Source organism: Archangium sp. (assembly GCF_057119385.1).
In genome coordinates this window covers 83,978-104,513 of sequence record NZ_DBNGVP010000061.1, presented here as the reverse complement: position 1 = coordinate 104,513, position 20,536 = coordinate 83,978, and the positions used below count along the sequence as shown (strand labels likewise).

General features: G+C 68.8%; 20 protein-coding genes. 17 read left to right on the top strand and 3 right to left on the bottom strand.

Going from position 1 to position 20,536, the window contains the following annotated elements; all coding sequences use genetic code 11:
• The first annotated feature begins 6 nt into the window (after positions 1-6).
• From AC16DP_RS13840 to AC16DP_RS13805, 8 genes are all read left to right on the top strand, one after another.
• Positions 7-1,077 (top strand): beta-ketoacyl synthase N-terminal-like domain-containing protein, encoded by a 1,071-nt coding sequence (locus tag AC16DP_RS13840; RefSeq protein ID WP_329733668.1) that lies wholly within the window; start codon positions 7-9, stop codon positions 1,075-1,077.
• A gap of 17 nt (positions 1,078-1,094) precedes the next feature.
• The gene (locus AC16DP_RS13835; protein WP_329733667.1) at positions 1,095-1,793 is read left to right on the top strand and encodes an AHH domain-containing protein; all 699 of its coding nucleotides are present in this window, start codon (positions 1,095-1,097) and stop codon (positions 1,791-1,793) included.
• A gap of 34 nt (positions 1,794-1,827) precedes the next feature.
• Positions 1,828-2,412 (top strand): imm11 family protein, encoded by a 585-nt coding sequence (locus tag AC16DP_RS13830; protein ID WP_329733666.1) that lies wholly within the window; start codon positions 1,828-1,830, stop codon positions 2,410-2,412.
• A gap of 38 nt (positions 2,413-2,450) precedes the next feature.
• Positions 2,451-3,233: an Imm49 family immunity protein gene (locus AC16DP_RS13825; RefSeq protein WP_329733665.1), complete on the top strand. Its 783-nt coding sequence runs from the start codon at positions 2,451-2,453 to the stop codon at positions 3,231-3,233.
• 24 nt (positions 3,234-3,257) lie between these two features.
• Positions 3,258-4,304: a DUF2169 family type VI secretion system accessory protein gene (locus tag AC16DP_RS13820; protein WP_329733664.1), complete on the top strand. Its 1,047-nt coding sequence runs from the start codon at positions 3,258-3,260 to the stop codon at positions 4,302-4,304.
• 56 nt (positions 4,305-4,360) lie between these two features.
• Complete coding sequence (locus tag AC16DP_RS13815) at positions 4,361-4,837, top strand: DUF4150 domain-containing protein (protein ID WP_329733663.1); 477 nt, start codon at positions 4,361-4,363, stop codon at positions 4,835-4,837.
• Positions 4,838-6,124 (top strand): TIGR02270 family protein, encoded by a 1,287-nt coding sequence (locus tag AC16DP_RS13810; protein ID WP_329733662.1) that lies wholly within the window; start codon positions 4,838-4,840, stop codon positions 6,122-6,124. It begins immediately after the preceding gene.
• Positions 6,125-6,254: 130 nt separating this feature from the next.
• The gene (locus AC16DP_RS13805; RefSeq protein WP_329733661.1) at positions 6,255-7,595 is read left to right on the top strand and encodes a S41 family peptidase; all 1,341 of its coding nucleotides are present in this window, start codon (positions 6,255-6,257) and stop codon (positions 7,593-7,595) included.
• A gap of 101 nt (positions 7,596-7,696) precedes the next feature.
• On the opposite strand, the gene AC16DP_RS13800 is transcribed toward AC16DP_RS13805, so the two are convergent.
• On the bottom strand, positions 7,697-8,146 hold the full coding sequence (locus AC16DP_RS13800) for an NUDIX domain-containing protein (protein ID WP_329733660.1): 450 nt from the start codon (positions 8,144-8,146) through the stop codon (positions 7,697-7,699).
• Positions 8,147-8,291: 145 nt separating this feature from the next.
• On the opposite strand from AC16DP_RS13800, the gene AC16DP_RS13795 reads away from it, so the two are divergent.
• From AC16DP_RS13795 to AC16DP_RS13775, 5 genes are all read left to right on the top strand, one after another.
• A complete protein-coding gene (locus tag AC16DP_RS13795; RefSeq protein ID WP_329733659.1) occupies positions 8,292-8,864 on the top strand; it encodes a hypothetical protein in 573 nt (190 codons plus the stop codon).
• Entirely contained in the window at positions 8,845-9,297 is a 453-nt protein-coding gene (locus AC16DP_RS13790) for a hypothetical protein (protein WP_329733658.1), read from the top strand. The genes AC16DP_RS13795 and AC16DP_RS13790 overlap by 20 nt, the downstream gene beginning before the upstream one ends.
• 47 nt (positions 9,298-9,344) lie before the next feature.
• Positions 9,345-9,983 (top strand): response regulator transcription factor, encoded by a 639-nt coding sequence (locus AC16DP_RS13785; protein ID WP_329733760.1) that lies wholly within the window; start codon positions 9,345-9,347, stop codon positions 9,981-9,983.
• Between the two features lie 185 nt (positions 9,984-10,168).
• Entirely contained in the window at positions 10,169-11,065 is an 897-nt protein-coding gene (locus AC16DP_RS13780; protein WP_329733657.1) for a S1C family serine protease, read from the top strand.
• Complete coding sequence (locus tag AC16DP_RS13775) at positions 11,062-11,973, top strand: S1C family serine protease (RefSeq protein ID WP_329733656.1); 912 nt, start codon at positions 11,062-11,064, stop codon at positions 11,971-11,973. Before AC16DP_RS13780 ends, AC16DP_RS13775 begins: the two co-directional genes overlap by 4 nt.
• An 18-nt stretch (positions 11,974-11,991) precedes the next feature.
• Here the strand turns inward: AC16DP_RS13775 and AC16DP_RS13770 are convergent, their stop codons facing one another.
• Positions 11,992-13,632: a sensor histidine kinase gene (locus tag AC16DP_RS13770; RefSeq protein WP_329733655.1), complete on the bottom strand. Its 1,641-nt coding sequence runs from the start codon at positions 13,630-13,632 to the stop codon at positions 11,992-11,994.
• A gap of 563 nt (positions 13,633-14,195) precedes the next feature.
• Positions 14,196-14,876, bottom strand: coding sequence for a Crp/Fnr family transcriptional regulator (locus AC16DP_RS13765; protein ID WP_329733654.1), 681 nt, complete (start codon positions 14,874-14,876; stop codon positions 14,196-14,198).
• Between the two features lie 320 nt (positions 14,877-15,196).
• Here AC16DP_RS13765 and AC16DP_RS13760 point away from each other — a divergent pair, with 320 nt between their 5' ends.
• The 4 genes from AC16DP_RS13760 (at position 15,197) to AC16DP_RS13745 (ending at position 20,534) form a co-directional block, all read left to right on the top strand.
• A complete protein-coding gene (locus AC16DP_RS13760; protein ID WP_329733653.1) occupies positions 15,197-15,640 on the top strand; it encodes a hypothetical protein in 444 nt (147 codons plus the stop codon).
• A gap of 136 nt (positions 15,641-15,776) precedes the next feature.
• Positions 15,777-17,027, top strand: coding sequence for a hypothetical protein (locus AC16DP_RS13755; RefSeq protein WP_329733652.1), 1,251 nt, complete (start codon positions 15,777-15,779; stop codon positions 17,025-17,027).
• Positions 17,024-18,979 (top strand): serine/threonine protein kinase, encoded by a 1,956-nt coding sequence (locus AC16DP_RS13750; RefSeq protein ID WP_329733651.1) that lies wholly within the window; start codon positions 17,024-17,026, stop codon positions 18,977-18,979. The genes AC16DP_RS13755 and AC16DP_RS13750 overlap by 4 nt, the downstream gene beginning before the upstream one ends.
• Positions 18,980-19,001: 22 nt before the next feature.
• Complete coding sequence (locus AC16DP_RS13745; RefSeq protein ID WP_329733650.1) at positions 19,002-20,534, top strand: Hsp70 family protein; 1,533 nt, start codon at positions 19,002-19,004, stop codon at positions 20,532-20,534.
• Positions 20,535-20,536: the final 2 nt, after the last annotated feature.

Below are 20,536 nucleotides of genomic sequence, written 5' to 3'. Positions count from 1 at the left end.
GGGCAGATGAGTCAGGCCGTCGCTATTACCGGGCTGGGCATGCGCACCTCGATCGGGGACGATGCCGTTGGCTCGTGTGCGGCCCTCCGTGCCGGTCTGACCTGCGCCCAGGAACTCCCACAGTTCACCGTGCTCAATGAGGATGGGACACCAGAGCACCCTACAGGGCACCCCATACTGCAGGCGCAGGGCTTCCAGGGACAGGCGAAGCTGCTCGCCCTGGGCCTCCCGGCGCTCGACGAACTGCTCTTGCGAAATAAGCTGCGCACGGAGCCCTTGAACCGGCTCGGCCTTTTTCTCGGACTGCCGCCGGTCCGCGCACCACAGGCACTGATCGGCTCTGAATCACGAGGGCCAATCCTGGCCCGACAACTCGCGCGACTAGCGGGACTGCCCATCCGAGAGCAACTGCTACAAGAATTCCGGTACGGCCATGCCGGGCTGGCGCTCGCACTCGAGCAGGCATCCCGAGAGCTCCTCTCCGGGCAACTGGACTTCTGCATCGTCGGAGGCATCGACAGCCTACTGGATGCGAGTACCCTCCAGGCCCTCCACAACAAGCGCAGGCTCAAGAGCGAGGATGCACCCGACGGTCTTCAGCCAGGAGAGGCCGCCGCCTTCATCCTGCTGGAGAGGCTGAGGTCCGCGTCACAGCGCGGAGCCTCCGTGCAAGCAATCCTAGGAGGAGTCACGGTCGCACGAGAAGAGGAGGACGAGTCCCGGAGAGTGCCGGGCGTAGCGCTCGGGCGCGCGATCGCGGCATTGCTGAACTCTTCGTGGAAGCCCGCGAGCTACTGGCTCATCTCGGACATCAATGGCGAGCCGGGCCGGGCCCTGGAGTATGCGCAGTGCATGGTCCGCCTGCCCACAGAGCACCAGGGCCTGAAGCAGGCCCCCCTTTGGTATCCAGCAGCGAGCCTGGGGGACACGGGCGCGGCCAGTGCCATCATTGGCATGTGTGCTACGGTGCGGGCCTTCGCCCGAGACTACGCGCCTGCGGAGGCGAGCCTCGTGCTGTCTTCTTCGGATGGAGTGGAGCGGAGCGCCATCCGGGTAGAGCGGTTCATTCCACGCTGACGCAGCGGAGTCGGGCCATGTCGACCTACCACTTCAACAGCCGCACTCTGGGCAGCAAGATTCACACGGAGGCCACTGGTACGTGTGCCAAGGGCCCTTGTGATTACCGCGCTAACGCTCCGGGAGCCGCTGGAGCAACGGCCCACGCCTTCTCCCCCTGGGAAGCCCACCACATCATCTGCCTCAAGAGCATCAAGGCATTCGGCGACCAGATCAAATATCCACAGTTCCAGAGTTGCATCCTCGAGATCGAAGCCACGTACCGACGCACGGACTGGTGCATCAACCAAGGCCCCAACCTCATCCCGCTCCCACTCAAGAAGACCTACAATCCGCTGAGCCCCAATAAACCCAACCCGCAGCAGCCCCCGGCAAGCCTCAACCTGAACCTTCCGTGCCATAACATGCACCACAACGCAAAACTCGGATACCAGGACGAGGTCACAGGAGCCCTCAAGCGACACGTTTGGGACCGCATCAAGGATGCCGTCGACAATGCGACTCAAGGCCAGGCCCACTACTCGGAGGCCGCTGTGCTCGCTGCATTCCAGACACTGGAAAAGCGCTTCAACGCCATCATCGTCTCTCGGGGCCGCCGAAGAGGAGGGGTGTCTGTGACGTGGGGCATGCAGGGCACCACAAGCAATGGCTGGTGGTTGCCATTCTCGATGGCCAGCGATGTTGTCGCGCTCGCACGCCCTCGTCTATGGCTCTAATCATTCCGTGCCTTCATGAGGACATTCCTCTACAATGACCACCTCGAATTACGTTTGCTGGCAGAACGTGCCTGTTGGGAACTCCTGCATGTTGTCGGGAGTGGAAAACCTGGGCCGAGAGTACGAGTTGCTCAAGGGAATCCCGCGTGCGGGTACGTTCCCCGATAACGTGCTCTTCCGGATGAGTGACGAGCATCCCAAGGACATCGGGCTGATCGATTCGCTATCGAATGGAGACACCCTCATCATCGCCTCACGGCGCTTGAGGGACTTCCTGGCGCAGCGGCAACTCCCGCTCATGGAGTATCACCGCGTCACCATACTCAACCATAAGGGACGGGTCGCCAGCGCGGACTACCATGTGGTGCATCCCATCCATCCGCAGGACTGCCTGGACATCACGGCAAGCGGTTGCACCTATAGCCCCATCATCCCCACGGAAATCGACTTGGTGGACAAACTAACCATCGATGAGTCCCGGGTCCAGCCCGGAGTGCGGATGTTCCGCATCAAGAACTTCGGCGGCCCGGTGCTGGTGCATCGGGACCTGGCCGAGGAGTTGTTGGGCGCGGGCTTCCAAGGCATCGCGTTCATCGAGTTGGAGCAGTACGGCTGGTAGGTAGCGGAGTCGCCAGGAGAGAAAGGACATTTCAAGACATGGAACGACTGCGCGACACCTCCGTCTACGAAGATGAACTGGCTTCCTCGCTCCGAAACCTGGCGGACGCAAAGCTACCGATTGAGCTAGCGGGGGAGTTCTGCGAGGAAACCACCTCGCTCCGGCGGGTGCTCGCCATCTGCCGCCTGCTGCGCGAGGCGGATGTGGACGGTTTTCACCACGAACTGCTCCGGAGCGCCCTATCACGGCGCTACTACCTGACTCGCTGCCAGCGGGAGAGCTACGCGGACTACTTCACCGTGGCTAGCCGCACCGAGCCGTTCTTCGACGCGCTCGCCGCCGGAAGCCTGGCGCTGGCACGAGAACTGGCACGGCTCGCCGTCCCTGGACCCCGCGAGGGCGAAGAGTATCCTGAGGATTATCACTACGCGAACCTGCTGAACCGCTATCTCCTACTTGATGGCCAGGACAAGACAGGCGAGCTTGAGCGACTGTTGATCACGCTGGAAGCTCACCAGTCTGGTGCTCGCGTGGACCTGTGTCAGAGCCTCCTCGCGCATGACGGTCGCGCTTTCGAAGCCGCCTTCCAAGCGTTGTTGGAGGAACGTGCGAACGAGGTGGCTCGCTGGGAAGCCCGCGTCATGGACACCGCAAGCGCCATCACCAATGCCTACGTCTTCATTGAGGGTCTGGCCTGGATGCGGTTGGCGGAGCACACTCGATCGCCCCTACTCTCCTTGGAGGAGTGCCGCTTCTGCCCCGCGCTGGCACGCATGCCCATGGAACGTCCCTTCCCGGATGACGGATACCCACGCGGTTGAGGCTCGCTCGCGAGGAGGCGGAAGATGGCCCAGCCCAGACTGGAAAACCGGACACCTTTCGCCGCAGAGGCGCTCTTCCTGACAGATGAACACGGGCGACCCGTCGTGACGCTGGTAGCCAAGGCAACGTATGTCTTGAGTCCGCGTGGATTGACGCTGGCCGAAGAGCAGACGCCCTTGCAACTCGGTGGCGAGTTGTGGGGCGAGGACAGCGCGAACTCCAGCTACCGCTACGAACCTGAATGTGCCTCATTCAAGCCCACCACGGACGTGGTGCTGGTGGGCCATGCCCACCCTCCGAATACCCAGTCGCGCGAGTTCCTCGTCCACTTCCGGGTGGGACCTCTGCGCAAGGAGGTGCGCGTAGTGGGGGACCGCACCTGGTACAAGAGCCTGGGGTCGATCGCAATGACGCCGCCGCGCCCTGTGGAGCGGCTCCCGCTGTGCTATGAGCGCGCCTTTGGCGGCTGGGATCGCAGCCACCCCGATCCTTCGCGACATACGTTCGAACCCCGTAACCCTGTAGGCCGAGGCTTCAGGGGGCCGGAGGGCCGCTTCGAGGAAGGAATCCTGCTCCCCAATCTGGAGGATCCTGAGTACGTGATCACCTCCTTCCGGCAGACGCCACCACCCACTGGCTTCGGCTTCCTTTCTCCACACTGGATTCCCCGCGCGCGCTTTGCTGGAACGTATGACGCGGCCTGGGAGCGCGAACGCAAGCCCCTTCTTCCAAAGGATTACGACCCGCGATTCATGAACGCAGCGTCGCCTGGATTGATGGCTGCACGCTACTTGCGTGGAAACGAGCCCGTCGTGGTGGAGAACGCCTCCCCTGATGGCCGACTCGGCTTTCCACTGCCCGGCGTGCCACCTCCTCTCTACAGGGTGGCGCTGAAGGGACGCTCCAGAGAGCAGGGCGTGCTGAACCTGGACACCGTCATCGTCGATACGGACGCAGCACGCGTGTACCTGTACTGGCGAGCACGAGTATCCCTACGCAGCGGCCCATTGGATGTCTTTCACATGGAGCTGAAACCTGAAAGCGGTGCACCCGTCCGACTGGGAGGGTAGCTGGTGCCAGGGTTCGATTCACGTCCCCACCCGCGTGGGGCCCATTGGGAGGTAGTATGGGTACCACTGTTGGAGTAAACAAGCTCTCAGTCGTGCACAAGGAGACGAACGGCGTCACCATCGCCATGCCCGATGTCTGCAAGACGCCAAGCCCTGGTGGCCCCATCCCCATTCCCTATCCCAACATCGCCCGCTCCGCGGACACGTCAAAGGGGACGAAGGATGTTTCCGTTGATGGCAACCCCGTCTGCGTAAAAGATTCCCATTTCAGCACCAGCACTGGAGACGAGGCTGGCACAGCGGGCGGTGGTGTGGCCTCTGGCAAGACGAAGGGCAAGGCGGAGTTCGTCAACTTCTCCTTCGACGTGAAGTTCGAGGGGAAGAACGTTGCGCGCGCCTTGGACCTGATGCTCCACAACGACAAAAACACCCCTCCTGCTCCGCTGATACAACCTCCGGTCATCGCCATGGCCAACGAGACCGAGGTGGATCCCATCCTCTGCACTGTTTGCAAGAAGAAGATGGAGGAGTAGGTGCGTTGGGATCTCCTAGAGCAACACCTGTCCGAAGCCGCCTTTCTCTGGACACAGTGGGAGCGCGTCCTGCACGCGCCGCACTACACCCTGGAGGATGTAGAGGGTCTTGAGGAGCGTCTGCGAGCCCACTTGGATGGGCTTGTGCTGGGCGGTTCCGCCGTGGCGGACCGGCTCCTCTGGCCCGCCGTGGAGGAAGCCGACCCCGGGCTTGCACAGGTGGCTGCGCTCTGCCTGCTGCACGAGGAACTGGATCCCCGCCTTGACTGCTTAGAGCGCTGGCTTCCGGAAGAACAAGAGTCCATTCCCGAGCCACTCAGGAGGGTGCTGGAGGTTGTTGAACGACAAGGACTCCTGGAGAGGCTGCGCTTGCGACTGGATGCGCGCCCTCTCCGTGTCAGGGCGGAGTTGGTCCGTCTGCTTGGACTCCGGCGCATGCGAATAGGAGATGTACTGGAGGGAATACTCGCCAGCGGCGATGTGGTCGCCCAAGTGGCCGCGCTCCAGGCAATCGAATCGGCACCGGACCTTGCCTTCGTGGCACACGTCCACAAGGCGATAGGCTCGCCTTCAGCGAAGGTACGTGATGCCGCAATCACCGCAGGGCTCGTACTCGGAATTCATTCAGCCTGGGACCAGTGTCTGCGTCAGGTCCGCGCGCACACGCCAGAGGGTGCACGGTGCCGGCTCCTCCTCGCGCTGGGGGGAAGCGCGGACTCCACGCTGCTCCTTCGGGATGCAATAGAGAGGCCCGAACTGCGCGGAGATGCCCTTTGGGCTGCGGGGTTTTCCGGCAGACCGGCGCTCGCCGATGCCTGCGTGCCGCTACTCAGGGACGAAGCACACGCGGCACTCGCGGGGGAGGCCTTCTGCGCCATCACCGGACTGGTGCTCGAAGGCCGATTCTGTGCTGAGCCCCTTCCGGAGCCCGAGGAACCACTTCCACTCCAAGAGGACTTGGCCATGGACATCGAGCTGAAACCAGAGAGCATGCTCCCACGGCCCGCAGCGGACGTGGTGGAAGCATGGTGGGCCAGCGCCCGGAAGAACTTCGATTTCCAGGCGCGCTACGTGCGAGGCCAGCGCCTCACCCCCACGAGCCTGCTGGACGAATTGGAGCAGGGCCCTATGCGCAGGCGTCCCGTCCATGCCCTTGAGTTAGCCGTCCGTAGCCAGGGAGAGCTAAGAGTCCAAGTGATGGGCTTTACTCGAGTGCAACGTCGGCAGCTCCAGGCGGCCCGTCAGAGCCGGTTCACGACCTCAAAGCTCTTGGGTGCACTGGGTTGAGCCGCGCGTGTGCATCACTGCCCCGCTCGCCGGCTCATTCATGTCGAGGAGGGGCATACTCGGCCCCGAGATCCGACCCGAAGGGACTCCGATGACGACGCAAGGCGGCAAGACTGGAAGTGGGCGCGGGATGAGCGTACGGCAGGTGATGGGCACGGTATTGTCCGCGGCGCTCCTGCTGCTCCCGGGCGCCTCGCGGGCCCAGGGCCCCGACGCGGGCGAGCCGGTGGACGCGGCGGCACGCGCGAAGATCGTGAACAGTGTCTCGGCGGCGCTGAACGAGCACTATGTCTTCCCGGAGGTGGCCAGGAAGATGGAGGCGAGCCTCCGCCAGAAGCTGAAGGCAGGCGCCTATGACAAGCTCACCCGCTCGGCCGAGCTCGCCGCGGCGATGACGCGGGACCTGCGCGAGGTGAGCAAGGACAAGCACCTGCACATCCACTACGCGCCCGCGATGCCCCCGGGGATGGACCCCCACGCGCCCAAGGACCCGGCCGCACTCGAGCGGATGCGCCGTGAGCTGGCGTCCGTGAACTTCCGTTTCGAGAAGGTGGAGCGGCTCGCGGGGAACGTGGGCTACCTGGATCTGCGTGGCTTCATCGACGCGGAGCTGGCGGGAGAGACCGCCATCTCCGCCATGAACTTCCTGGCCCACTCGGATGCGGTGATCATCGACCTGCGCAAGAACGGCGGCGGTGAGCCGTCGATGATCCAACTGCTCACCAGCTACTTCTTCGAGAAGCCCACGCAGCTCAGCGGCTTCTACGTGCGCAAGGGGAACACCACGCAGCAGTTCTGGACCTCGGCCCACGTGGCCGGCAAGCGGATGACCGATGTGCCCCTGTACGTCCTCACCAGCCAGCGCACGTTCTCGGCGGCCGAGGCGTTCGCCTATGATTTGAAGAGCCTCGGGCGGGCCACCGTCGTCGGGGAGACGACCGGTGGAGGCGCCCATCCGGTCGAGCCCCACTTCCTCGCCGACGTGCATCTGCTGGCGTTCATCCCCTTCGGCCGCGCGGTGAATCCCATCACCGGCACCAACTGGGAAGGCACCGGCGTGACGCCGGACATCCAGGTCCCGGCGGACCAGGCGCTCGCGGCGGCCCACCGTGACGCGCTGAAGAAGCTCCAGGACAACGCGCAGGACGCGGAGCGCAAGCAGCGGTTCGCGTGGGCCCTGCAGAGGGTGGAGGCGCTCGCCACGCCGGTGTCGCTGAGCGCCGAGGTGCTGAAGAGCTTCACGGGCAACTACGGGCAACTGACGCTGAGCTACGAGAACGGCTCGCTCTGGTACAGCTGGCCGGGGCACAAGCTGCGCGCCATGCCGATGACCGCGGACACCTTCATGCTCGACGATGGCCTGGACATCCTCCGCTTCCGCATGGAGAAGGATGCCTCGGGCAAGGTGACCGGCATGACCGAGCTGTACGACGATGGCCGCATCGAGAAGTCCGCGCGCAGCGGGAGCTGAGCGGCGGCGTCAGAGGCCCGGGATGCGCCGCTGCATGCGCAGCAGGCAATCTCGGGGGACAGCGTCTGGGGCCCCGGGTCTTTGATGGACATGGGTTGTGCTCACGTGTCCTGGGTCGATTCGAACCGCTCGAGGGCCCACACCTGGAACTCGTGCCGGAGCCGCTTCTTGGCTTCGGCCATGGGAAGCCACTCGAGCGAGTGGTCCACCTCGTGAGCCTCCTGCGTCTTGGGCCCCAGGCGCGCGACGAAGAACTGACCCACCTTGTTCAGGAACAGCTCCTCATGACGGGCCACGAGGAACTGCGCGGACCATCCGAGCTCTCGCACCACCTGCACCTCATGCCCCGTCTCCTCGCGCACCTCGCGAGCCAATGCGGTGAGGGCATCTTCGTTGGGATCGATTCCGCCGCCGGGGAGGAAATAGCCCTGGGGAACGCGAATCAACGCCACTTCACCCCGCCCGTTGACGATGACGGCATAGGCGCCGGGCCGGTCGATGTAGACCCCGCCTGGGACTCGCTTGCCGAACTGGGGGATGGGCATTTTCATGAGGCCGGGCACACCCGTTCCATACACGCTCCACCCCGCCCCTGACAGCCACAACGCCGAGATTCCGTCCGCCATGCGTCCAGCACTCGGAGGCGGGCACGGGCGGCCACGACGGCGGCGGAGGCTCACGGTAACGTTGCCACGCATGCGCCTTCTTGTCCGAGTCCTGCTGCTCGCCGTGGGGTGTTCGGTGATGGTGGCCACCTCGCTCGCCCGGCCCTATCCCCCCTCCTACATCACCCATCCCGTCCAGCTGTCCGGCGGAGGCGGCGAGCTGCTCGAGCTCTTCATCCGGAGCGACTCGGGGAAGCGCTTCGCCTCCCATACATATGTGCGGACCTGGTCGCGCTCGGGCCGGGTCGTGGGCATCCTCTCGCCCACCGCACCACCGCCCGAGGCGCTCGCCACGCTCTCCCCCAGTGCCTCGTATGGGGTGGGCGAGCAGCTGGAAGGGCTCGGCACGGTGCTCTTCGTGCTCTACGCACCGCAGGAGCTGCTCTTCGACGACAAGGAGCGGGCCCAGCCCTCATGGATGCCCGAGCCTGGCACGGGCTTCCTCACGCTGTACGCGCCGGATGGGCCGGTGGACGTGGAGCTCGGCTTCGGCCTGGGCACCATGCAGTACCGGTGTGACTGCCACGTCGAGGCCGATGTCCGCAGTCTGCACCGCTGGCCCGATCGTCCCCCGGAAGGCATGGATGGCGGCAACGGCCACTGAGACGCCGGGTCCCCGGCCCGCGCTCTTCACCCGTGTGCCGCCGGTGGCCGCCATGGTGCTGGTGGCACTCAACGACCACGTGCTCAAGGGCGCGGGGCTGTTGCCCGGCTGGCTCACCGGAAAGCTGTCCGACTTCGCGGGCCTCTACTTCGCGCCGCTGCTCGTCGCGGAGCTGTGGATGCTCGCGAGGCCAAGCCCGATGGCCCGCGTCGCAGTGCGCCGGGTGGCGTGGGCCGCGCTGGGCTTTGGCCTCCTCTTCACCACCATCAAGACGTTCCCCCCAGCCGACAGGCTTTATGAAGCAGTGCTCACCGCCCTGCTGCGGCGTCCAGCGGGCAACACCGTGGACCCGACGGACCTCCTCGCCCTCGTGATGCCAGGCGTGGCTGTGTGGGATGTCCGACGCCTGATGCGACGCAGCAGGCCCGCGTAGCAGGCTCTCCGAGCGAAGCGCGCGGGTGCCCGTTAGGCATGGGCACTGTGCTGGACTCCGATGCCTCACCCGTTCGTCTCGCCCTGGTCGCCGAGGACCCGCTCGCCCGGGGTGCGCTCTCCCGCGCCCTCTCCGAGCAAGCGGGAGACATCGCCGTCATCGCCTCGGGCACCCTGACGGAGCTGGAGTCCTCGCGCGCCGGGGACGCTCCCGATGTCGTGCTGTGGGACGTGGGCCTGCACCCCGCCGACGCCGGTGGACGCATGGAGGCCCCCGAGCTCGGTGCTCCCGTGCTCGCGCTCGTCCCGGATGAGTCCGCCGGAGAAGGTGCGCTCTCCGCGGGCGCCCGGGGGTTGCTCTTCCGGGACGTGGCTCCCGCTCCGTTGATGGCCGCGCTCCGGGCCGTGGCCCGGGGGCTCTCCGTGTTCGACCCGGCGCTGTCCTCGCTGCGAGCCACTCCACGGACCGGTGCCACGGCTTCGACCCCCGAGGGATTGACGCCCCGGGAGCGAGAGGTGCTCGCGTTGCTCGCCGAGGGGTTGTCCAACAAGGCCATCGCCGAGCGGCTCGACATCAGCGAGCACACCGCCAAGTTCCATGTGAACGCGGTGCTCGCCAAGCTCGGTGTGCAGCGGCGGACAGAGGCGGTGGTACGGGCCGCGCGCATGGGACTCGTGACGCTCTGACACAGGGGGGGAACCCGCGGCCTCGATACCCTCACCCCGTCCCTCTCCCGAAGGGAGAGGGGAAATGGGGGAACCCTGGTCCAACGGGTGAGGGACCTGTCCATTCGGGTAGGTCGCGAGCTGTCCCTCTCGCCGATGTGCAGCGCGGGCGCGCCTTTTAGTTTTTACAGCGAAAGGAATCGCTCATGTCCGCCGACCTCGCCTCCCTGTCCCAATCCCTCTCCTCCATCGTCGAGCGCTTCGCTCCCAGTATCGTCCGCGTCGAGGCCCGCCGCCGCCACGGTGCCACCGGCATCGTCTGGAGCGCCGAGGGCCACATCGTCACCACCCACCACGCCATCGAGCACGAGGGCTCCATCTCCGTGGGCCTCGCCGATGGCCGCACCGTCTCCGCCGAGCTCATCGGCCGGGACCCCTCCACCGATGTCGCCCTCCTCAAGGCGGACCTCCCCGGCCTCACGCCCCTGGCGCCCGCGCCGCTCGACGGCCTCAAGGTGGGCCACCTCGTGCTCGCCCTCGGCCGTCCCGGACGCACCGCGCGCGCCACGCTCGGCATCGTCAGCGCCCTGGGCGACTCCTGGCGCACCTTCGCGGGAGGCCGCATCGACCGCTATCTCGAGACCGACGCGGACCTGCCTCCCGGTTTCTCCGGCGGAGCGCTCGTGGATGTGCAGGGCCGCTTCCTGGGCCTGCTCACGGCGGCCCTGTCGCGCACCGCCGCCGTCGTCATCCCCGGGGAGACGCTCGGCCGCGTCACCCAGGCCCTCCAGCAGCACGGAGGCATCCGCCGGGGCTACCTCGGCGTGGGCGCCCACCCCGTCCGGCTGCCCAAGCACCTCTCCGAGCGCGTGGGCAGCGAGGCCGGGCTCATCTTCCTCTCCGTCGAGCCCGGAGGCCCCGCGGACCAGGCGGGGCTGGTGATGGGCGACGTGCTGGTGAGCCTCGGGGGCCAGCCGCTGCAGAGCATCGAGGAGCTGCTCGGCTACCTCGGCGACGAGAAGGTGGGCACGCAGGTGCAGGCGAAGGTGCTGCGTGCCGGTGAAGTGCGTGAAGTGTCCCTCACCATCGGGAGGCGGTCTTGATTCTCCAGCAATTCTCCGACGAGCTCGAGTCGCTCGTCTCCAAGGCGGCCCCCGCGGTGGTGGCCGTGCAGCACCCGCGGGGTCACGGCACGGGCCTCTTCCTCACCCCGGACGGCTACGTCCTCACCAACCGGCACGTGGTGCGCAGCCGGGGCAAGCTCGTGCTCGAGCTGCACGACGGAAGCGAGGTGCGCGCCGAGTTGGTGGGTGGAGACCCACCCACGGACCTGGCGGTGGTGCGCGCCGAGGGAGGCGCGAAGTTCCCCACGCTGCCGCTGGCGGACCCCCATGACGTGCGCGTGGGTCAGCTGGTGATGGCCATCGGCAACCCCTTCCGCCTGGAGCAGTCGGTGTCGCTGGGCGTGGTGAGCGCCATCAACCGCACCCTGCCGCTGCCCGACGGAGTCATTCTCGAGGGCCTGCTGCAGACGGACGCGGCCATCAACCCGGGCAACTCGGGCGGGCCGCTGCTCAACATGCGCGGGCAGGTGGTGGGCCTCAACACGCTGGTGCTGCCCTACGCCCAGGGCATCGGCTTCGCGGTGAGCGCCACCACCGCGGCCTGGGTGGCCAGCCTGCTCATCCAGCGCGGCAAGGTGGAGCGGCGCTTCCTCGGCATCGCGGCCACCGCCATCAACCTCCCGCCCCAGAGCGCCCAGGAAGCGGGCCAGCCGCGCGCCGTGCGCGTCATGAAGGTGGGCGAGGGCTCGCCCGCGGATGACGCGGGACTCGAGGCGGAGGACCTGCTGCTGGGCATCGACGAGCGGCCCGTCACCAGCGTGGACGACGTCCAGCGCCTGCTGGCGCTCGCCCCCGAGCCCGAGGTGCGCCTGGAGGTGCTGCGCAAGGGCCGGCGCCGCACCCTGCGGGCCCGCACCACCCCGCGCGAGCACAGCAAGGCGGCTTGAGCCACGGGGCACCCCCGCTCACGCGCGAGCCTCGCCCCCATACACCGGCAGGCTCACGCGGAAGGTGGTGCCCTGGCCCGGCTCGCTCTCGACGGAGATGTCCCCGCCGTGCGCGGAGATGATGCTCTTGCACACCGACAGCCCCAGCCCGCTGCCCTCGCCCGTGGGCTTGGTGGTGAAGAACGGCTCGAAGATGCGCTCCAGCTTATCCTTCGGGATGCCACTGCCCGTGTCGCGCACCTCCACGGTGACGCGGTGGGTGTTGTCCACCCGGGCGGAGAGCTTGATTTCATTGCGCTCCACCGCGCCCGGGGCAATCGCGTGCGCCGCGTTGATGAGCAGGTTGAGGAACACCTGGCACAGGCGCGCGCTGTTGCCGTGCACCGGCGGCACGTTCTCCACCGCCTGCACCAGGCGGGCACGGTCGCGAATCTCGTGCGCCGCCATCTTCGCCGCGCTGCGCACCACCTTCACCAGGTCCACCGGCCCCATCTCCCGGTCATCCGGGCGGGACAGCATCCGGAGATCCCTGACGATGAGGCGCACCCGCTCGGCGCCCTCGCGTGCATCCGCGAGCGCCTCCAGCAACTCCCGCCGCTCCACCGGCGTGGGCGCCGCCTCCATCTCCGTCACCACCTGCTGCGCGTAGTTGAGGTTGCTGAGCACGAAGGCCAGCGGGTTGTTCAGCTCATGGCCCACGCCCGCCGCCAGCTGGCCCACCGTGGCGAGCCGGTCCGCGAAGAGCAGCTGCGACTGGGCGGCCTGCAACTGCTGGAGGCTGTCGGTCAGCCGCGCATTGGCCTGCTCCAGCTCGGCGGTGCGCTGCCGCACGGTCTGCTCCAGCAGGGCGTTGTAGCGCTCGCGCTCCCGCGCCGCGGCCCGCAGCTGGGCGGCCATGCGGTTGATGGCCCGCGCCATCAAATCGTACTCGTCACGCTCGCCCTTCACCGGCAGCTCGGTGTCCAGGTCTCCCTCGCCCATGCGCTGCGCGCGCTCCAGCAGCGTCCCCAACGCGCGGCGCATGTTCAGGTAGATGACGGACGCCATCGACAGCACGAGCACCAGGGCCAGCACCGGCACGGCCACGCCCACCATCTGGCCAAGCCCCAGCTCCCGCCGGCCCTTGCGCTTGTGGAACTCCAGGTCCGCGCTCGCCGTGGCCCACGCCCGCTCCAGGTGCGGCGTCACGTTCTCCCGGAAGGCCCGGAGCGCGTCATGCAGCAGCAGGGCCTCCGCCACCCCCTCCGGAGCCCGTCTCACCCGCTCCTCGGAGCTCCGCAGCCACCGGTGGAACGCCCGCTGCAACTGCTCGATGTCCTCCAGCTCCTTCACCGCGGGGCCGCCCACATGCTCTTCCCGCACCAGCTCCCGCAGGTGGGAGATGGCCGAGTCGAAGCGCCGCTCCTGCGCCTCGAGCACGGCCTGGGTGTCCCCTCCCTCCTCACTCGTCTGGAGCAGCGCGTTCAGGTACCCGAAGGCGTCGTCCGTCACCCGGCCGTACACCTCCATCTGCGCCTGGATGGCCAACATCTGCCCCAGGCCTTCCTTGCCCCGGTGGCCCAGCAGGAAGAGGCCGCCTCCCGCCAGCGCCACACACCCCACCGACAGCGCCGCGAAGAGCAGCACCCGGCTGCGCAATGTCATCTCGATTGGCTTCATCCAGGAACTCGGGACCAACTGTCTAGCACTGGAATCTCACCGAGGCCCGTTCACGGCCCGAGCCCCCGAGGGGGTAGAAGGTTCCCCGCACCTGGGGTATCCCTGCCACCTCCCGGAGGAGCGCCCGGAAGCACCGTGAGCAGCCGCTCCCGCCCTCCCCCCGCACAAACCGGCCCCGCAGGCTGTGAACGGCTTCACACCCCCGCAGTGAGTCGATTCACAGCCCTGGCTCCCCCCGGGCGGTATGAATGCTCTCGGGAACAGGGACTCGATGCCCCGTTTCGCCGAACGCCGCGCCCGAGGTGCGAGCGGAGTGACGTCTGTGCGAGGCCGCCGAAGGCCGCCATGTCCTGAGGGGGGGATGGCCGCCGTTACCTCGCTGGGGGGACTCCGCCCCGCTCCGCCTCGGGAAGAGCGCGAGAGGGCATCGTGCATGTCCCGAGGGAGGGGGTGCCGCGCTGGGGGGCGCGGTCTCCGCCCATGTTTTCCGGGAGTCGAGTCCGCGCCGGGGGGCGCGGGCTCCTCCCACCCGTAGTCCTTCAGTCCAAACGGTCCAAGGTCCTTCAGTCCACGTCGCGGCGCAGGCGCTCGGGGTCCACGATGGTGATCTGCCCGCCCTCGTACGTGAGCAGCCCCTCGCGGGTGTAGAAGCGCAGCCACTTGTTGGCGCTCTCGCGCGTCACGCCGCACAGGTTGGCCAGCTCCGCCTGCGTCAGCTTGGGGATGACGATGCCGCCCTCGGAGGCCGGCTGGCCCTGCGTCCGGGCCAGGTCCAACAGCACCCGCGCCAGCCGCGCCCGCGCATCCAGGAAGGCCGAGTCGTGCACCAGCTGGGTGACGCGCCGCACCATCCGGCTGAGCACCGCCAGCAGCCCCATGGCCACCTGCGGGCGCTCGCTCAGGAAGCGCCGGAAGTCCTCCTGGTGCAGGCTCAACAGGTGCGTCTCGTCGCGCGCCACCGCGTCCGTCGAGCGCGGCTCCCCGTCCAGCAGCGCCAGCTCTCCGAAGGCGTCTCCCCGGCCCAGCAGCGCCAGGATGACCTCCTTGCCCTCCGCGGAGCTCAGGCGGATGGCCACCTCGCCCCGGCGCACCATGAAGAGGGCCGTGCCCACGTCGCCCTGGTGGAAGATGACCTCGCCCTTGCTGTAGCGCCGCTGCTGCAGCAGCCCCGACAGATGCGTCAGATCCTCCTGCGCGAGGTGCTCGAACATGGGAATCTGAGCCAGCAGCAACTCGTAAGCCATGGGGACCCTCGGACTCCGGACGGGTGAAGCGGGCGAACACCGGAAGTCTCCACCTCCTCGGGCCCGGGTCCAAACGTTATCGGCTTCACCCCCGGTGCGAATGCTCCCCCGCCTACACACCCTTCAGGTCGCGCCCCCGGCACCAGACCTCCGTTGACCCGCGAGTTCTCTTGCGGAATGATGCGGCGATGGTGTAACGCCGAGTCCAGCACGCGTGGATGCCCCTGTCGTGTTGCTCGGAGCTCGACGAGCCCATGACCGCAGAGGCTCCCTCTTCCACTCCAGCCGCGCGCCCCCTGTGCCCACGTTGTGGGGCGGGGGTGCCCCTCGCGGGCCCCGGCACCCAGGTCATCCGCTGTACGGGATGCGGTGCGGCCCTCCAGGTGAGCGTGCGTCCGGCGGAGCCCGCGGTCCCCGCCCCCGCGCCCCAGGCCAGTGAGGGGGGCCCCCGTCCCCGCCGCCGGCCCATGGTGGAGATCTCCGGCCCCCGGCGCGCCGAGGTCCAGCCCGCGGTCAACTTCACCGTGGAGCTGTCGCAGTCGGAGATCGACACGGAGCCGCTGGAGGCGGACGCGGCCCGGCCGGCTCCCGCCCAGGCGCAGGCGGCCCCCACGCCTCCCCTCCCCGAGACGCCCTGGTTCGCCGAGGACATCGAGCGGCTGCCGGAGGCGAACGTGGACCTTGGGAAGCTCGCGCTGGAGTCCTTCGAGCCCTTCCCCTCGCTGCCCCAGCGAGCGCCCCCGTCCCATTTGCAGGGGAAATGAGAGCAATCCAGCAGGCTGGTGCTCTGACGGCCGAGCCCACCAACCCCCATGAAGCCCGGCCGGGGGTGGTGGGGTATCATGAGCCCGCGCGTGGTTCGATGACGGCACGCCTCGAGGAGGGAGTGGAGGAAGCGCGATGAGGAACGCAACCAGCACGGAGCCATCGGCGGACTCCTCGGCGGACCTCCAGCTGGTGAGGCAGGGCTGCGTCGAACTGGGGCGCCAGGCCGAGGGCATCGCCGAGCTGGTGCTCCCCCTGCTGCGCCAGGCCACCCAGGAGCTCGCCCGGTTGGAGGCCCAGCGCGACGAGCTGCGCCGGGCCGGCGTGCGCGAGGCCCAGCAGAGCGTGCTGCCCCGGCTGCTCGAGCGCATCGACGAGCAGGCCCAGGGCGTCAAGCGCCTGGAGCGCGCCAGCCGCGGCCTCCGGGAACTCATGACGTCCGTGGGCGGCCTGAGCGAGCAGTTCCAGAGCGCGCTGGCGCGCCGCGAGGAGGAGCAGCAGGAGCAGGAGGCCATCACCCGCGAGGAGAAGCGGATGTGGCTGCAGGAGCTCAACAGCCTGCGCGAGCAGGTGCGCGGCCAGGGCGGCCCCACGGCGGACGCCCCCGCGCAACAGGAGGAGCTGCAGCGGCTGCGCGCCGAGAACGAGGCGATGCCCCGGCTGCGCGCCGAGCGGGACCGGCTCGCCCACCGCGTGGCCGAGCTCGAGAAGAACCTCACCACCCGCGACCAGACGCTCACGGCCAAGGAGCAGACCATCGAGGACCTGCGCAGGATGATCGTCCTGCTCACCGGGGACTCGGCCTCCGCCTCCGCCCCGTCCTCGCCCACCTCGCCCAAGCCCGTGCCGGCGCCCGCCAGCGTGGTCAACCTCTCCGCCAGGGTGCCGCCTCCGCCGGCCATGGCCCCGGTGCCGCCCCGGCCCAAGCCGGCCGACGCATCCAGGGCCGACGCGCCCAGGGCCGACACGATGTTCGGCGACAGCACCATGCAGCTGGCCCACAGCATGCTGGAGACGCTGGGCGAGGATGTCGTGGCCCCGCCGCGCTCCCCGCCTCCGGTGGCCAGCCAGCCCCTGGCCCCCGAGCGCCGCGTGCCGAGCATGGAGATCATGCTCGAGCCGCTCGACGAGCTGGAGTCCCCGCGTCCGTCGCTGCCGCCCCCCGTGCCGATGGTGCCGCCCGTGCCGGCCCTGTCGCCCACGGCGGCCAAGGCCGCGGCCCTCATGCCCAAGGCGAGCGCCCGCGTCATGCCCTCGGGCCCCGCGCTGACGCCCGCCCCCATCCCCGGTGCCGCGCCCCGGCTCGCCCCCGCGCGCCCCGGCACGCTCGTCATCAGCGAGGACATGTTCGACGAGATGCTCATCGAGGACTCCGCCAAGAAATGAGCACGCCGTCCGGGAACCTCGCGCTGCCGGCCCGCTTCGGCCGGTACGTGCTGCTCAACCACCTGGGCCGCGGTGGCATGGCGGACATCTACCGCGGCGTGGCGCTCGGCGCCGGCGGCTTCGCCAAGCAGGTGGTCGTCAAGCGCGTGCTCCCGGAGGCCACCCAGCAGGAGTCCGCCGTGCAGATGTTCATCGAGGAGGCGCGGCTGTCCGCGCTCCTCCAGCACATGAACATCGCCCAGATTTTCGACTTCGGAGAGCAGCGCGGCGAGTACTTCATCGCCATGGAGTTCATCCATGGCCGGGACCTGTATGATCTGATGAAGCGGGTGTCGGCCCGGGGACAGGGCATCCCCGTGCACCTGGCCTGCTACATCGCCATGGAGGTGCTCAAGGGCCTGGACTACGCGCACCGCGCGCGCTCGGCCGCGGGCGAGCCGCTCCACCTGGTGCACCGCGACGTCAACCCCACCAACATCATCATCTCCTTCGAGGGAGAGGTGAAGCTGCTGGACTTCGGCGTGGCGCTGGTGGGCAGCTCCGGCGGCGACATCGCCACCAACGTGCGCGGCAAGCCGGGCTACATCCCGCCCGAGCAGCTCGCCCGCAAGAAGCCGGATGGGCGCGGTGACATCTTCGCCCTCGGCATCACCCTCTACGAGATGCTGTCGCGGCGCCATGCCTTCAAGCCCGGCGCGGTGATGGACGTGCTCAAGCAGACGGTGGCCCTCAAGGCCCGGCCCCTGCGCCTGCAGGACGCGGCCCCCTTCCTGCCCGAGCCGCTGTGCGCCGTCGTCAACCGGAGCATCCTCGCCAACCCGGACGAGCGCTACCAGACGGCCGCCGACGTGCTCGACGCCCTGGACGAGTTCCTGCTGTCCGCCGGCCTGCGCGTGTCCCAGCGCGACCTGGCCGCGTTGATGGCCAGCTACTACGAGCCGGAGGTGCGCGCGCCTCCCGTGCAGCCCCCCATCCCCCCGGCCCTGCTGGCCGAGCCGGCCCCCCCGCAGCCCGCGGCCCCCACCTACTCGGTGCGCGAGCCGGGCGGCGGCCTCTCCCTCACGAAGCTGGGCGAGGACGACGTGCGGCTCCTGTTCGCCTCCGGGAAGCTGTCGCCCCAGGCCCAGGTGTCCCAGTCCGGCGGGCCCTTCCTTCCGCCCTCCGCCTTCCCCGGCCTGAGCGCCACGGCGGCCGCGGCCCAGGAGCGCCTCGAGGCCCGGCTCGCCCGGGCGAAGCCGCCCCGCTACGCCGGCAACGTGGGCCGCGTGGCCCCCCTGCGCGTCCTGGCCCGGTTGATGCTCGCCAAGGCCACCGGCCGGCTCCACTTCGAGCAGAACCGCGCCCACAAGGAGCTCTTCCTCAAGGCCGGGCAGATCATCGCCGTGCGCTCCAGCCTCGCCACGGACCGCTTCGGCCCCTTCCTGCTCCAGACGGGCAAGCTGTCCGTGGAGCAGTGGCAGCGCGCCGTGGAGAACACGCGCCCCTTCTCCGGACGCCTGCTGGACGCGCTGCTCGCCGCCCGCGTGCTCTCCCCCTCCGAGCTGGCCGAGTGGACGCGCGAGCACCGGCGCACCGTCGCCCTCAGCCTGCTCGGCTGGACGGGCGGCCGCTACGCCTTCTTCGAGGGCGAGGCCCCCATCACCGACGGCACCGAGGAGCGCCTGGGCGGACTCGCGCTCCTCAACGAGGGCCTGCGCGCCCACTACCCGCTGGAGCGGCTGGTGCGCGAGCAGGAGTCCCTCCGGCACAAGCCCCTCCACCGCAACCCGGACCCTCCCGTCACCCCCGGCGACCTGGCGCTCTCGGCCACCGAGCTGCGCGCCTCCTCACTGCTCAACAAGCCGGGAAATACCCTCACCGCCGCCCTTGCGGAACTCAAGCGTCCGGAGGATGAAGTAGCCTTGCGCCGTGTGGCGCTGCTCTTCACGGAGGTAGGGCTCCTGGCGGCTTGAGGCGCGCGGGGGGGCCGGTGGTATGGGACTCGTTCTCGGAATCGATCTGGGCACGACCAATAGCTGCATGGCCGTGGTGGACTCCGCCACCGGTCACGCCCGCGTCCTGCCCAATCGCGAGGGCGAGCGCACCACCCCCTCCGTCGTCGGCTTCGATGTCTCCGGCAAGGTGACGGTGGGCAGCGCCGCCCGCCGCCAGGCCGTGCTCCACCCCCGCGACACCGTCTTCGGCGTGAAGCGCCTCATCGGCCGGCGCTTCTCGGACCCCGCCGTGCAGCAGCTGCGCCGGCTCCTGCCCTATGAGTTGGTGGCCGACCCCTCCGGCAACGCCGCGGTGCGCGTCCACGGCCAGGTGATGACCCCGTCCGAGGTGTCCACCCACGTGCTGCGCTACCTCAAGGAGAGCGCCGAGGCCCAGCTGGGCCAGAGCGTGGACGGCGCCGTCATCACCGTGCCCGCCTACTTCGACGAGGTGCAACGCCAGGAGACGAAGGCCGCCGGCCAGCGCGCCGGCCTCACCGTGCACCGGCTCCTCAACGAGCCCACCGCGGCCATGCTCGCCTGCCGCTTCGACGAGTCCCGCCCGGAGAACATCGCCGTCTTCGACCTCGGCGGCGGCACCTTCGACATCTCCCTGCTGCACGTGGAGGACGAGGTGGTGCAGGTGCTCGCCACCAGCGGCGACAACTTCCTGGGCGGCGACAACGTCGACGAGCTCGTGGTGGACGCGCTGCGCCGCATCTTCCTCAAGCAGACCGGCGTGGACCTGGCCCACAGCCCCGAGGCCCTCTGGCGCCTCAAGGACGCCGCCGAGTCCACCAAGCGCGCCCTCTCCGAGCTGGAGCAGACGGTCATCGACCTGCCCTTCCTCGGCACCGCCCCCGAGGGGCCCCTCCACCTGTCCATCCCCTCCTTCTCGCGCACCCTCCTGGAGAACCTCGCCTCCCGCGAGCTGGACCGGCTGCGCGCCCCCTGTGAGCAGGCCCTCCAGGACGCCGGCTTGAGGCTGGAGGACATCCACCGCGTCGTCCTGGTGGGCGGCATGACGCGCATGCCCGCGGTGCGCGCCCGCGCGGAGAGACTGCTGGGCCGCCCCGGCGAGCGCTCCGTCAACCCCGACGAGGCCGTGGCCCTCGGCGCCGCGCTCGAGGCGGACATCGTCGCCGGCACCTCGCCCGAGCTGCCCCGCGTGCTGCTGCTGGACGTGCTCTCGCGCAGCCTCGGCATCCGCACCGAGGGCGGCCGCTTCAGCGTCCTCATCCCCCGCAACACCACCATCCCCGCTCGCGAGACGAAGGTCTTCGCCACCACGCTCGACCACCAGACGCACGTGGACCTCGAGGTGTACCAGGGCGAGGCCCCCACCGTGGACGGCAACCGCTACCTCGGCGAGCTGCAACTGGCCGGGCTGCCCGCCGCGCCCGCCGGCACCGTGCGCGTGGAGGTGGACTTCAACATCGACGCGGATGGCCTCCTCCAGGTCACCGCCCGCGAGCCCGCCACCGGCCGCAAGGCCGCGGTGACGCTGCGCCCCCCCACCGCCTCCTCGCCCTGAGG

What these genes read in the sequence shown, in the direction of transcription:
- AC16DP_RS13840 (WP_329733668.1), top strand. Translation starts at nt 7, where the DNA reads ATGAGTCAGGCCGTCGCTATTACCGGGCTGGGCATGCGCACCTCGATC.
- AC16DP_RS13835 (WP_329733667.1), top strand. Translation starts at nt 1,095, where the DNA reads ATGTCGACCTACCACTTCAACAGCCGCACTCTGGGCAGCAAGATTCAC.
- AC16DP_RS13830 (WP_329733666.1), top strand. Translation starts at nt 1,828, where the DNA reads ATGACCACCTCGAATTACGTTTGCTGGCAGAACGTGCCTGTTGGGAAC.
- AC16DP_RS13825 (WP_329733665.1), top strand. Translation starts at nt 2,451, where the DNA reads ATGGAACGACTGCGCGACACCTCCGTCTACGAAGATGAACTGGCTTCC.
- AC16DP_RS13820 (WP_329733664.1), top strand. Translation starts at nt 3,258, where the DNA reads ATGGCCCAGCCCAGACTGGAAAACCGGACACCTTTCGCCGCAGAGGCG.
- AC16DP_RS13815 (WP_329733663.1), top strand. Translation starts at nt 4,361, where the DNA reads ATGGGTACCACTGTTGGAGTAAACAAGCTCTCAGTCGTGCACAAGGAG.
- AC16DP_RS13805 (WP_329733661.1), top strand. Translation starts at nt 6,255, where the DNA reads ATGAGCGTACGGCAGGTGATGGGCACGGTATTGTCCGCGGCGCTCCTG.
- AC16DP_RS13800 (WP_329733660.1), bottom strand. Translation starts at nt 8,146, where the DNA reads ATGAAAATGCCCATCCCCCAGTTCGGCAAGCGAGTCCCAGGCGGGGTC.
- AC16DP_RS13795 (WP_329733659.1), top strand. Translation starts at nt 8,292, where the DNA reads ATGCGCCTTCTTGTCCGAGTCCTGCTGCTCGCCGTGGGGTGTTCGGTG.
- AC16DP_RS13790 (WP_329733658.1), top strand. Translation starts at nt 8,845, where the DNA reads ATGGCGGCAACGGCCACTGAGACGCCGGGTCCCCGGCCCGCGCTCTTC.
- AC16DP_RS13780 (WP_329733657.1), top strand. Translation starts at nt 10,169, where the DNA reads ATGTCCGCCGACCTCGCCTCCCTGTCCCAATCCCTCTCCTCCATCGTC.
- AC16DP_RS13770 (WP_329733655.1), bottom strand. Translation starts at nt 13,632, where the DNA reads ATGAAGCCAATCGAGATGACATTGCGCAGCCGGGTGCTGCTCTTCGCG.
- AC16DP_RS13765 (WP_329733654.1), bottom strand. Translation starts at nt 14,876, where the DNA reads ATGGCTTACGAGTTGCTGCTGGCTCAGATTCCCATGTTCGAGCACCTC.
- AC16DP_RS13755 (WP_329733652.1), top strand. Translation starts at nt 15,777, where the DNA reads ATGAGGAACGCAACCAGCACGGAGCCATCGGCGGACTCCTCGGCGGAC.
- AC16DP_RS13750 (WP_329733651.1), top strand. Translation starts at nt 17,024, where the DNA reads ATGAGCACGCCGTCCGGGAACCTCGCGCTGCCGGCCCGCTTCGGCCGG.
- AC16DP_RS13745 (WP_329733650.1), top strand. Translation starts at nt 19,002, where the DNA reads ATGGGACTCGTTCTCGGAATCGATCTGGGCACGACCAATAGCTGCATG.